Origin of the sequence: Paraburkholderia nemoris (genome assembly GCF_905221015.1) — a bacterium.
Lineage (GTDB): Bacteria > Pseudomonadota > Gammaproteobacteria > Burkholderiales > Burkholderiaceae > Paraburkholderia > Paraburkholderia nemoris.
Genome location: NZ_CAJNBO010000017.1, coordinates 205,009 through 218,015, shown reverse-complemented (window position 1 = coordinate 218,015; position 13,007 = coordinate 205,009). Strand labels below are relative to the sequence as shown.

Here is a 13,007-nt window from a genome sequence, read left to right as displayed (position 1 = left end):
AGTTTGAATTCGAGCGTGTACTGCGCCCGCTTTGCCTTGACCGTCATCGTTTCTTCTCCTTGCTTGAGTTTACACACTCAGCAAGAGATTCGTTTTTCGGGGGCAAGGTCACTCGTCTCCACGAGGGCCTTGGGAATCAGGCTGCTGGTCCGACGCCACGACGCCAATTTTCAGCAGGTTAAGCGACCGGCTTGAGACTAACCGCCCCTTTGCAAAGCCGACTTGATAGCTCGCCCGGCGGCATGCGCCGTCGAAAACGCCATGGCCTTGGCTCGATCCCGCACCGCGCTTCGTCCAGGCGGACTGGGATTGATTCCAAGCTTCCTGAGGTAATAGTTGGCGCGATAGATATCCCTTCGCACAGAGTCAATAAACTGGAAGTTTACGCTCAAAGTCACCGAGATATTGTCATCGTTCTTCAACCAGTGGGGGCAGTTGACAGGAACATGAACGCCATTTCCCGGGACCAATCTGTACAGCCGCGCTCGGTCCTGCAGTTCGGGTCTATAGTTTGCCGCGTTGTTGTCGTTCGTCCAGAACCGCTCAATTTCCACCTCTGGAAGAACCTGCCGATCTTCCCGGTCAAAGACGTACAAATCCTTTCCCCCATGGATTTGAAGAATAAAATTGCATTCGCGATCTATGTGATATGCCGTCACCCGCTTCGGTGACGTTATGAAAATGATGATCTCCTCATTTCTGATCTTGGATTCGATGCCGCCGCCAACCATATCCTTGACCTCTGCAATCGCATGTCTGTACAGCTCGGTGTAGGCAGGATCTCTTTGCGCCTCTCTGAGGATGAACCAGGCGTTTGAATCTTCCAGCTGCCTTAGTGCATTCAGCGGTGAGAACGCACGATTCGTATCTCTCCATTTTTGACCAGGTGCGACGTCACCCATGTCGTAGTAGAGATCAGATGGGCGCGTTCTCAGGGTTCGCTCCGCCAAATCTATCAATTGAGGGACTTCAAAGCATGGATGAGATGCCAGGCGGTGGGAGACCTCGAAGCTCTTCCGGTCGAAACGCTCTCGAAACACTGAAGAATCTGCGTCGATCCACTTGTCTGGCAATGTCACTTCGGGGACCGCGGAATCCGTGGAGATGTCCATGCGATCGCTCCTTATAGTCCGATAACCGTGGGGAAAACGAGATCCGTTAGTGCCAAATCCGAACGCCGCCCAATTGCGTGGAATCTGTAGAAATCGTACACCGGAGGCCAAGCCTATCAAACCCAGCTTTCAGGGGTTCGGTGCGCTAGCGCACCTTCTGGTTGGTTCAGTCCATCGAGTCAGACGAGAAAATGACGACTGCAATGCCAGATCAACGGCCCCGATTCAGATTGCGAACGATACGCCTGCGGACGGGAACAACAACCCTCATTACCGATGATTTCGCATTGTCGGTACCGGCGTTCGCACCGGGCGGCTGAGGATTTACTCCGAGTTTGCGCAGGACGTGATTGGCGGCCAGGATGCGGCCACGGGCCCGGCTCGCGTCGGTCTCATAGACGAACGCATAGGAAACGCTGCGTTCCGCGCCGGTTTGAACCCAATGGGGCGCGTCCTGCGGCTGGTGAAAACCACTACCGGGCACAAGGTCGAAGACATGTTCGAGGCTCTTGTCTCGCGTGGCCAGATCCACCTGGCCGATCTCGACTATGCCCTGCACGTAGAAATCCTCGAGTTCATCTTCCCGAACGGCACTGGGACGATAGACATGGTAGTGCTTGTCGCCCTCGATCTGGAAGAAGTGATTGATTTCCGGATCGAAATGGAACGGCGTGGTCGAGGAGGCGGAGCTGACGAAGATGGCCGATTCGAGCCGCACGACCTTTTCACCGTTGAGACCGCCGCGTAGTTCGATCACTTTTTCGAACAGCTTGTCCAACAGTTCCCGAAAGCCGGCGTCATAATTCTCGGGCCGCTTCAAAAGCACGCGCGTCGGCCCCGTGGCAAGCTGAGCAAGCGCCTCATCCGGCTTCGACGTTTTTGATTTGACATCGAAGAATCGGGTCCCCGGCGTGGGAGCCGAATTGGAAACGTAATAATCCGCAGGTTTCCCACCATACTTCTTCGCCAACTCCGCTAGTGCCGCCGGCTGGAACATCGACAGCTGATGCAGACAGTGCTTGAAACTGAACGGTGTATTGTTGAAGGCGGTCTTGTAGACGGCTTGATCAACGGTCAGCAGAGCGTCGGCAGAAGGGATCATTGTTGTAAATCCAAAGGGTTAGACAACGTCGCAAGCGCGGCAGAACCCGAAGTCCAAGGCCTCTCTCGTCAGCGCTTGACTAGCCGCAAGCCATTCCAGCCAGCATATGAGAGGGCATGCTATTGGTGTAGCAGACGCAGCACTGCTGGCTACCGCACGCAAAACATGCCTCGATAGATTTAACCTTTAAACCCCGTCTCTCCGTACGCGGACACACAAACGCTCTCACCTGCCTCGGTCAGAATGTGCAAGTCGCGCACTGGAGTACCCCATGACCGCAAAACCCAGTCTTAAACGCAGCGCCACGCTCAACTTCATGGGCGGGATCCTGCCTATGTTCGTTGCGCTCGTGACGACGCCGATTTATCTCCACCACATCGGTGCGGCGCGCTACGGTGTACTCGCCATCGTCTGGATGGTGCAGGGTTATTTCGGCTTTCTCGATCTGGGGCTGTCTTCGGCGACGTCCAACCGCATCGCGCAACTCGGCGATGCGCCACACCGCGAGCGCGAAGCAGTCCTGTGGACAGCGATGATCCTCAACGCAGCACTGGGTCTCGTGGGCGGCGTAGCACTGTATGCGCTCATGCACGTGCTGCTCGCGTACTTCGACATGGGTGAGGCCCTGCGCGTCGAGTTGTTGCCCGCATTGCCCTACGTAGCCTGTCTCGTGCCGCTCTCGAATCTCATTTTCGTGTTCAACGGCGCACTCGTGGGGCGCGAGCGCTTTGGCACGCTCAACGCGGTAACACTCCCGGTCACGCTGATGTATCAGCTTGTGCCGCTCGGGGCGGCGCTCGTCTTCGGGCCGAATCTGCGCTATCTGGTGTTCGGCACGCTAGCGGCCGGGGTAGCGGCGCTGACGGTGACGGCATTCGCGGTCTGGCGCGTCTTTCCGTTGCGCCTCGCCAGCGGCCCACGCCGCGACCTGGTCGGCCAACTGTTTTCCTACGGCGCGTGGATCAGCGTGACGAGCCTGGCGCAGCCGCTGCTGGAGACCGCCGACCGCCTCATGATCGGCCACGCGCTCGGGCCGCAGGCAGTCACCTACTATCAGGTGCCCTTCAATCTCGCCGCGCGCGCGCGACTTTTTCCATCCGTCATCTCCCGGACGCTATTTCCGCGCCTCTCGGCACTCGACGCCGCGAGCGGCGTGGCGCTCTCCTCCAGCGCGATACGCGGCCTCGCCGCCGCACTCACGCCGATGATGGTGTTCGGCATATTCCTCATGCATCCCTTTCTCTCACTGTGGGTGGGCCAGGAATTCGCCTCACGTGCCGCGTCGGTTGGTGAGACGATTCTCGTTGGCATCTGGATCAACTCCCTCGCATGGATCGCTGCCTGCCACCTGCAGGCAACGGGCAGGCCAGGCATCGTCGCGCGTTTGCAGGCTTATGAAATGTTGCCGTTCCTGGCCTTGCTGTGGTGGATGCTGCAACACTTTGGCGTGCTGGGCGCAGCGCTCGCGTGGAGCGCGCGCAACCTGGTCGACGGCGTGCTGGTGCTCCATGCCGCGCGTCTGGATGCGCGGCCAACACGCATGCTGGCCCTGCCGGCGCTGATCGTCACAGCAGCGTATGTCGGCACACTCGTCTTCGCTCCACTCACATGGCCAAGCATCGTGGTGTGGCTCGGTATGACAGCCGTCTCGCTCGCGTGGAGCGCACGCACCGAACCTCGGTTCTACGCACGTGTGCTCGAGCTGGTCGCGTCGATACGCAACTACACGCGACGGTGGGCGCAAAGCCAATGATCACGCGGCATGGCAACGGGCACTCCCTCCCCGTGCGATGTCTGAATGACCGCGCCGACACAGAGCGTCCGCTCCGGTCGGGATTGTCGAACACGCAGACTGCGAGCCAGACATGAGCAAGCTCCACTCCCTTACCGTGCTGCGCGCAATTGCGGCCACGACGGTCATCTTTTTTCACATCCTTGCGCCGACCGGACACACGTTCGGCGAATTCGGCGTGGACATTTTCTTCGTGCTCAGCGGGTTTGTGATCGCACTCGTGCTGGATAGCCCCGGTATGACCGTAGGGCGCTTTCTCGCAGACCGCATTGCCCGAATCGTGCCGCTCTACTGGCTGCTGACATTCAGCGTATTAGCCGGCACCCTCATCGCCCCGTCTTTGTTCAATTCAACGAGGGCCAACTTCGGAAACCTGCTCAAGTCGCTGCTTTTCATTCCCTACCGCAAGGAAAGCGGCGAAATTTTCCCGATGCTGTTCGTCGGCTGGACGCTGAACTACGAAATGATGTTTTACGTGGTTGCGGCAGTGTCGCTGATACTGATGCGCCGCCATCGACTGCTGTTCGCGTCGGCATTGATCTTCGCAATCTTTTGCGCATTAAAGGCCTCAGGCTCGCACGGCGCGATTGCCACGTTCTACTCCTATCAGCGCGTATTTGAGTTCCCGCTCGGCTTCGCGAGTTATTGGCTCTGGAGGCTCGGGGTCCGGATCATACCGGTCCTTGCGGGCTGTATCGTGGCAGGAGCCTACGCATGGATGGCATTCGTGGACTGGCACGCGATGGCGAATATCCCGTTGCTGTATTACGGTATTCCGGCGTTCCTGATGGTCATTGGCAGTCTGAGTCTCGAATCGAAGATGGGGTCTGGCCTGTTGACCCGTGGCGCGATATTCGTCGGCAATGCCAGTTATGCCGTCTACCTGAGCCATCCATACTGTGTCGAAGCAGCGCGCAAACTGCTGCCGAGGGCTATCAATGATTTTGACGCCACTGCGCCCATCGGCGTGGCGGCCATCATTGTCCTGGCGACAGCGGTGGGTGGCATACTCTACTGGTTCGTCGACCGACCGCTGCACAAGAACGCGCGCCGGCTATTGCAGCGGCTAGCGAAGATACCGTTGCGTGGAACAGGCCACGCAGGACTGAACCAGCCGGTCATGGCCACTCATGAAGCCCGGGCCCGCAACGTGCCCGTCAAACAGGACGCGAGCTGACTGGCGAACCTTGGCGAGAGGTTGGCACTGGCGGCAATCAAAAGTGATCGGAGCCGGCGCGAACCGGCCTCACCTCAGTTGGCGACTCCAGCTATGCCGCCCTGTTCGAGATCGAAGCTGCTCATGCGTGGCAGGAGCACTCAGATTTGCCCCCCGCCCTCGATGTCTCGCACGAGCCACCTAACGACGTAGCGCGAACCATCGAACGTCAAGTGATCCCGGTCCGCGTACATAAACTCCCCGCCCTGCCGCGCGTAGCAATTCTGCGAGTCGCACAGAAGCGGAACCGGATTGAACACCTTTACGTCGGGAAACCTGGCCAGCACCGCTCGGATGCGCGTTTGCACGGCCCTCAGCCGCTTCTCCACTTTTGCGCGTGGGACCGCGCAGGGCGAGCGCACGGAAAATTGCACGGGGCGGCGTACGCAGGCATTGGGATCGAAATCCAGCTCCGGCGTGTCGAGCACGAACACCACGTGCTTACCCGCAGCGGTAAGCCGGCCCAAGGTGCGTTCAAGACCGGCGAGATAGACGTCCAGGTTGCTCTCTTCGTCACGCTGGCCCAGCGTCGGATTCGCCCGACCGCCGCCCGCAGCCACGAGACGGATATAGCCACCCTGACCGTAGTCGAAGCCGCCCGTGATCGACGAAATGGCGTAGCTCGACAGCACCACCGAACGGATGTCGGACGATTTCACGACGTAATCGAGCACGCCGCCGAACAGCGCCGCGCAATGCTTGACGTGCTCGCCAAGGTAAATGTCAACGCCGGAGAACGGCGGACAGTTGCCGCTACCGACCGCAAACAGCCCAATCCCGTTGGATGCCAATGCCGGCTGCAGCCCTTCGTACAAGTGATTGGCATGACTGTCGCCGAGCAGCGCCACCTCGGGACGTCCGTTGGGCGCGGGAATGACGCAGAATTCCGAACCCGGGAAGGTCTTCTTGCATGTGTCAGTGAGTACCCAGTGTTGCTGATGCGCGCCGAAGCTCGCGTCTGGAAAACGGTCCGGCAAGCCGTTATCGCTCGAAATCGCGTAGCTGGACAGGCCAACGCCCGTCATCATCGCGACTAGCACGCTCGCAGCACGCACCGGGTGGTACCGCGCCGTGCGGCTGAAGCGCGCGGGCGTCTCGATAAAGCTGAGTGTGATGGAAGACAACGCAAAAGCGACGACGATGGCGGCGACCAACATCGTCGCCGTCGGCGTGCCGCCACTCAAAAGATGCAGAAAGACCAGTATCGGCCAATGCCAGAGATAAAGCGGGTAGCTGATGAGTCCGATGTAGACCAACGGCTTAAGGGCAAGCACCCGGCGGTTGAACCAGGCCGCCGGGCCTGCGGCAATGATGAGCGTGGCGCCGCCGGCGGGTAGTGCCGCCCGCCAGCCCGGAAACACAATCTTCGGATCGAACAACGCAAGGCTGACGGCAATGAGGGCGACGCCTGCAAGCGAGGCGAAATCGCGCAGCGTCAAGCGCCATGCCAACGCCGTATCCCTTGCAAGCGCGGTGCGGTGTTCGCCGGAATGAAACTCCACCCATGCAAGCGCGGAGCCAAACAGCAATTCCCAGAAACGCGTGACCGGCAGATAAAATGCCGCGATGGCGTGCGTACCGCTCAGGAAGATGCTGCTGGCAAGTGACAGAACGATGCCCGCGGCGATCGCAATTGTCGCCACGCGCCGACTCACGAATCGCCAGAGCAGAAAGAGCGCGATCGGCCAGATGATGTAGTACTGCTCCTCCACGCCGAGCGACCACAGATGCAGGAGCGCGCTTGTCGATGCCCCCTGCGAAAAGTAGTCTCGCGTCATATAAAAGTAGATGTTCGCGACGAACGCGACGCTCGCGAGTGCATCCGATGCGAGCTGCTTGAGTTCACCCGACGCCATCAGCACGATGCCAGCCGCGAGACTGGTGACCATCACGGTGATGAGAGCCGGGTAGATGCGCTTGATACGCCGCGCGTAGAAGTCAATGAGGCTGAAGCGTCCCTGATCGAGCGTCTCGATGATGTGCTGCGAAATCAGGTAGCCGGAGATCGCGAAGAAGATATCCACGCCGGCGAAGCCACCCGCCAGTGCCCCAGGAAACGCATGGAAAATGACCACTGAAATAACTGCGGCCGCGCGCAATCCATCAATGTCCGGCCGATAAGCCTGTACAGGCTTGCGCGATGTGACGCTCATCGATGTCTCCCCTCGAATGTCCGTGTGGCTGCGAGCCTGGCCAACGGCAAATCCGCTCGATGACGACGCGCGACGCAGCGCGCCGTTCAGGCTGCTGGTACATGGTATCGGCTCGCCATACGCGCACTGCTACCTACACCACGCAAGCACATACATCCCAAACGCTCTCGCACCCTGTGTAGCGCACCGCACATACGGGAGACGATTCGCGAGCGCCCGAGATGCGTGTATTTGCGTGTGCGGTAGGTAGCAGTGCTGCGTCTGCGAGACCAATACCATGCCTTCTACATGGTGGCTGGAATTGCTTGCGGCATCCGCAACTTTCAGCCCGAGGCCAGACAACGGCAGTTGGCCCCAGCATAGACACTGAGGACGGAAACACTGAGGATGGAAACCGTGAAAATAAGCCACGACAGAGGCCCCTCTGCCGGCAAGCAATCAAAAGTTTGCCTGATCTTCGCCACGCGGGGCCGTGCCGAGCTCCTTAAGCATGTCGTCGCCTTCGTCGATCTGCAGACTGTCAAGCCGGATCTGATCATTGTCTCTTGCGTATCGGATGAGGATATTGGCGACCTTGCAAGCCAACCCGGAATGCTCGTGATCAAGGGGAAGCCTGGCAGTTCCGCGCAACGCAATACCGCATTGAATCATGTGCCGGACGACTTCGACGTCGTGATCTTCCTGGACGATGATTTCCTGATGCATAGCACATGGATTGCGGAAATCCTCAAAGTCCTGGATAGCGATCCCTCTATCGCCTGCATTACCGGAACGGTACTCGCAGATGGCATCCATGGGCCGGGTTATTCGTTCGAAGAAGGACGGGCTATCCTGGCCGGGACGAGTGAAACCCCGGAAAGATTGATTGCAACTCCGGCGGGTGCTCCCTACGGGTGCAATATGGCGTTTCGAGCCCGCAGCATTGCAGGCCTCCGCTTTGATGAGCGCCTTGTTCTCTATGGCTGGCAGGAGGATCGTGATTTCGGAGGCCAGATATGGAATCTCGGCGGTCGTGTCGTTCGCGTTAATACCGCACTCGGAGTGCACCTGGGAGCCAAGCGTGGGAGGGTGTCTGGGCGCAAGCTCGGTTATTCGCAGGTCATCAATCCACTCTATCTGGTGAGAAAGAAAACGATGCCTTTGCGCGTTGCGCTCGACCACGTTCTGCGAAATGTTGCCAGCAATATTGTACGAAGTTTTGCACCGGAGCCTTGGGTCGATCGCCGGGGTCGTCTGAGCGGCAATCTGATCGGCCTGTGGGACTTCGTACGAGGAAGGCTGACACCTGAACGAGCGGCAAAGTTATGAAAACTATCGAACATAAGACGATAGCGTTAGATTGCAAGCCGGCATTCTTCCTGTACCGGCCGCGGCTTGTCGAGTAACCCTCGCCAAGCCGTCGCGCCGGGTCAAAAGATCTGGCGCACTCCACTCTCTCCCACACTTCTCTTCGCCAGAACGCTAGCGACTGCGCTTCGGCTGCGTCAGAGCTTCGACAGCCTCTACGTTGCGACTGGACCAAACATTATCAGAAGAGGCAACCCGTCCCTGACGCCTGAATACGCGTCTTGACGCAAGCGGCGAGAGTGCCCCCGCTGCGGCCGCAAACAGGTAGAAACACGAACCCAGCTCGAACACCCCAGCCGAAGTCGAAGCGACGATCAATGCCGAGATCATGCTATGCCGAGCCGCGTAGCAGACGGCGCGTTCCGTGATTGGGTAATGGGCTGGCATCGGCGAGAGCAGAGACTTGCCAACGAACATCCCATAGCAGACCGCACCCACGATACCCAGACTCCCCAGCAGTACCACCAGGAAGCTCGATGCGCGAATGCTGCCCAATCCGACGCCTATCCCATAGGTATCGAAGAAATTGGTCATGCCCTGAGTGTTCCAACTCATTCGTTCAACGCCGGATGAGCTACCAGCTTTGCTCAATATCGCCGCGTCGACGAATTGCCCGAGCGTATCCACCACCGCCGGCAGGAAGAGTATGACGTAGATCGCACCCAGCACGGCCATGCAAGCAGAGATGATCCACATGCGATGCTTGCGCACAGCAGCGTCACGCGTGACAAGATGAGGCCTGCTGAACACCAATACGACCAGATACCCAGCCATCCCGACATAAGCGCTTCCCGAAGTGGACAGCAGCATCAGTGCACCCGTTGCGATAGCAAGTGCGCCGGCCAGTTTCGGACGCCACCCGACCAGCCATAGATTGAGGCAAAAGACAAAGAGCGGCAGCGTGAAGGTTGAAAACGCGGAAGTCTCACTGAACGTGCCGCTGATACGCACCAGTCCGCCCAATTCTTCACCGCTCAGATCGGCGAACTGTGCTGTCTTGACGAGCGAAAGAACATCAATGCCGACAATGTGCGAAACGGCATCGATGACGCCTGCGAGCACGTCGAGCAGGGTGAGCAGGAAGATCGCGTTCGCGAAGGTCCTGTACGCGCCACGACATTTCAGAAATGCATACATGCAGCAATACACCACGACATCGCCAATGCAATACACCACCTGCGACAGATTGCCCGAGACGGGGCGGAGCGGCTGTAGCAGTATCAAGTCGGTACTGCGATCGACGGGAAACACGAACGTCGTACCGAGTAACAGGCGCGGCAGCAGGATGGCGCCCACACTTGCCCACAGGCAGTTGCAGAGCAGCCAGAAACCCGGCTTGTCCATCGAGAACGCATCGCCAAGCTTCTTCCCGCCGACAAGATTGAAAGCCCTCAAGGCGAAGAATGCGAGAAAGAGTTGCGGCGGCAAGATGCCGACACCGCCCAATCCCAACGCGAGCGCACAACCGAACAGCGAGTAGACAGCCATTCCGTAAATCACTGCGCGATGCGATGTGTAGAGCGCCACCATTCCAGTGACGAACACAATGATCCCGAATATTGTCAGTTCCACTTGCTTGAACCCCTATCCGTTCACCGCACGCTCATGCGCGAACGATCTTGTTGCTGCGCCGTCTCATGCGGAGCGTCGGTACTGGAGCGCCGGCGCTGTATCGGCAAACCCTTTGTTGTCATGCATCGCGCGTTCCACGACATCCATGAATTCGTGTTTGAAACGTTCCGCCGTAAAGCGCAAGGCATTGCGGCGGCAGACTTCCCCGCGAAACAGCGGGCGCGCTTCGAAACGCTCCACCGCATCGACGATGGACGCCACATTCTGCTCATCGAAGAAAAGCCCCGTGCCGCGCTCCGGATCCGCAGAATCGACGACGATCTCCCGCACACCTCCACGGCCCAACGCGATGACCGGGGTGCCGCAGGCCTGTGCTTCGACTACCGAAATGCCGAAGTCCTCTTCCGCGGCGAAGACGAACGCGCGCGCGCGTTGCATGTAGTCCACCAGCACTGCATCGGGCTGATAACCGAGCAGCGTTACGTTGGGCGTCGCGCATGCTTTGGCGCGCGCGAAATCGGGGCCGTCGCCGATCACCACGAGACGCCGCGAGGGCATCGCCGCAAAAGCTTCGACGATGAGCGGAATCCGCTTGTAAGGCACCATGCGCGAGGCAATCAGATAGAAGTCCTCATGCTGCGTGCCAAGCTCGAACCGCTCGACATCGACAGGTGGATAGACAACGGTGGCGTCACTACCATAGGCCTTCCGGATGCGTCTTCCGACGAAGGCCGAATTAGCGACGAATGCGTCCACACCGTGTGCGGTGCGATGGTCCCAGATACGCATGTAATGAAGCAGCAGACGCACGATCCAGCTCTTCATGCCGTGCTGCATGCCGGCTTCGGCCAGATATTGATGCTGGAGATCCCACGCATAGCGAATCGGCGAATGCACATAGCTCACGTGCACCTGATGCGGCCCGGTCAGCACGCCTTTGGCCACAGCATGGCTCGACGAAATCACGAGATCATAGGCCGATAGATCGAACTGCTCGATCGCCAGCGGCATAAGCGGGAGGTAGCTGCGGAACGATTTGCGCGCCCGCGGCAAATGTTGAATGAACGAAGTATGGGCGCGTTTTCCGCCCAGCACGCCCCGCTGCGACTCCGGGAAGAAATCGACGATACTGTAGAGATCGGCATGGGGAAACAATTGAAGAATCTGTTCCACCACCTTTTCCGAACCCGCATACGCAGCGAGCCAGTCATGCACGAGGGCTACCCGGCCGAAGCGACGTGTGTCGTTTGCAAGGGTTGCGGCAAGCGTTACATTAGCCACGGCGATATCTCCTCGATCAGCTTGACGGCGGTGGCACGCCAGGTCAGTTCCGCAGTACGCGCACGGCCCCGCTCGCGCAGACTCGCACGCAGCGCGGCGTCGCTGGTGATCTGTTCAAGCAGGTGCGCCAGTTCCGCGGGATCATCCGGCGAGGTGTAGAGCACGGCATCGCCACACGCTTCCAGCACGGCCGGCAACCTCGAAGCAATGACAGGACAGCCGAGAGCCAGCGCCTCGACCGGCGGCAGCCCGAAGCCCTCATAACGTGACGGATACACGAAACACGCCGCGCGCCGGTACAGCGCCGCCAACTCGCCGTCACTCACGTAACCGAGGTGTTTCACGAACGCGGGCAACGCATCCCGGCCCGCTCCGTACACCCGCGAATCCCCGCCGCCCACCACCACGATGTCGAACTGCGCATCGTTGATGAGGTGTGCGGCCTCGGCCACGAGACGGAAATTTTTGTGCCGGTTGAGGCTTCCCACCGCCAGCACGAATGGACGTCCGTTCAGCGTGGACTCCACTGCGCCTTGATCCTGTTGCACACGCAACATGTGCTCTCCGCTCTCCGGCACGACACCAATCTTGCCGGCGGGAATCCGGTAAGCGTCGCACAACTCGCGCCGCGAGAATTCCGACACGGTGAGCACGCGCTGCGATACCCGGCCGATGCGTGGTGCCATCAGGCGGTACCAGGCGACAAAGGAACGGCTGTAACTGTCGGGCACGCGTGCGGGCGCCGCGTCGTGCAGCACCGTCACCTGACGGCCGTACATCAGCGGCCCGGAGTTGCAGAGATTGAGCAACAGGCGGCCCGATGCCGCCTGTGGCAACGCGAGTTGTTCCCAGCGCAGGCCGCCGCCTTTTCCGCTCCCCCGCAGCCCGACGTGCCGAAACGGATTGACCATGCCGGCCAGTGCTTCGGGTACGACGATTTCGGTCCTCAGTCCGGCGACGAGCGGATCGTCAAGTTCGATCAACTGATCAAGCGCACGAATGGTCTCGAATGCGAAGCGATCGACGCCCGTCGCGCGGCGCCCCAGAAAACGGCCATTGATTACCAGATTCGGAGTATGCAGGGGTTTCATCGGCGGGTTCCGGGGCATCGCTCAAGGTACGTCGTTACGCGTGCGCAAAGTCACCGCGGCACACAACCAGATTCGACAGACCGCGTCATACAGGTCATATGGCCCAGAGTGTGACCGACCCGCAGCCAGAAAAATGTTCGCCGTCGCTCATGCAACGCCAGTTTTCACACCGGGCTCCGTTCGTCGGCAATGCAATAGGTCAACCGGAACCGCAGCCCACCGCAGTGGACCGGGCGGGCCAGGACATCCCTTTGCCTCAGAGACCCACGCCTTCGCGCAGCATGTCACGTCCTATCCGTTCGCCGTCGCACACACGAAGGACGCAACAACGTATCAAGATG

The 13,007-nt window shown here is 59.5% G+C and carries 10 protein-coding genes; 4 read left to right on the top strand and 6 right to left on the bottom strand.

The window, feature by feature from the left end:
- Nucleotides 1–182 (top strand): hypothetical protein (locus KHO33_RS25845; RefSeq protein WP_211629233.1); only part of this gene is annotated, 182 nt, incomplete at its 5' end.
- Nucleotides 183–197: 15 nt separating this feature from the next.
- Here KHO33_RS25845 and KHO33_RS25840 read toward each other — a convergent pair.
- On the bottom strand, nucleotides 198–1,112 hold the full coding sequence (locus KHO33_RS25840; RefSeq protein WP_054034611.1) for a hypothetical protein: 915 nt from the start codon (nucleotides 1,110–1,112) through the stop codon (nucleotides 198–200).
- Nucleotides 1,113–1,323: 211 nt separating this feature from the next.
- Nucleotides 1,324–2,214 (bottom strand): hypothetical protein, encoded by an 891-nt coding sequence (locus KHO33_RS25835; RefSeq protein WP_054034612.1) that lies wholly within the window; start codon nucleotides 2,212–2,214, stop codon nucleotides 1,324–1,326.
- A 271-nt stretch (nucleotides 2,215–2,485) separates the two neighbouring features.
- Between KHO33_RS25835 and KHO33_RS25830 the strand changes: the two genes are divergently transcribed.
- Nucleotides 2,486–3,967 carry a flippase gene (locus KHO33_RS25830; protein WP_200565699.1) on the top strand — a complete coding sequence of 494 codons (1,482 nt, stop codon included), beginning with the start codon at nucleotides 2,486–2,488 and terminating at the stop codon, nucleotides 3,965–3,967.
- A gap of 136 nt (nucleotides 3,968–4,103) precedes the next feature.
- Nucleotides 4,104–5,183, top strand: coding sequence for an acyltransferase family protein (locus KHO33_RS25825; protein WP_236074696.1), 1,080 nt, complete (start codon nucleotides 4,104–4,106; stop codon nucleotides 5,181–5,183).
- Nucleotides 5,184–5,323: 140 nt separating this feature from the next.
- On the opposite strand, the gene KHO33_RS25820 is transcribed toward KHO33_RS25825, so the two are convergent.
- Nucleotides 5,324–7,375 carry an acyltransferase family protein gene (locus tag KHO33_RS25820; RefSeq protein WP_054034616.1) on the bottom strand — a complete coding sequence of 684 codons (2,052 nt, stop codon included), beginning with the start codon at nucleotides 7,373–7,375 and terminating at the stop codon, nucleotides 5,324–5,326.
- A 387-nt stretch (nucleotides 7,376–7,762) separates the two neighbouring features.
- On the opposite strand from KHO33_RS25820, the gene KHO33_RS25815 reads away from it, so the two are divergent.
- A complete protein-coding gene (locus KHO33_RS25815; RefSeq protein WP_128576099.1) occupies nucleotides 7,763–8,683 on the top strand; it encodes a glycosyltransferase family 2 protein in 921 nt (306 codons plus the stop codon).
- A gap of 153 nt (nucleotides 8,684–8,836) precedes the next feature.
- Here KHO33_RS25815 and KHO33_RS25810 read toward each other — a convergent pair whose 3' ends face one another.
- The 3 genes from KHO33_RS25810 to KHO33_RS25800 form a co-directional block, all read right to left on the bottom strand.
- A complete protein-coding gene (locus KHO33_RS25810; protein ID WP_200565698.1) occupies nucleotides 8,837–10,294 on the bottom strand; it encodes a hypothetical protein in 1,458 nt (485 codons plus the stop codon).
- Between the two features lie 63 nt (nucleotides 10,295–10,357).
- Complete coding sequence (locus KHO33_RS25805) at nucleotides 10,358–11,575, bottom strand: glycosyltransferase family 4 protein (RefSeq protein WP_054034618.1); 1,218 nt, start codon at nucleotides 11,573–11,575, stop codon at nucleotides 10,358–10,360.
- A complete protein-coding gene (locus KHO33_RS25800) occupies nucleotides 11,563–12,666 on the bottom strand; it encodes a glycosyltransferase family 4 protein (RefSeq protein ID WP_054034696.1) in 1,104 nt (367 codons plus the stop codon). Before KHO33_RS25800 ends, KHO33_RS25805 begins: the two co-directional genes overlap by 13 nt.
- Nucleotides 12,667–13,007 lie beyond the last annotated feature (341 nt).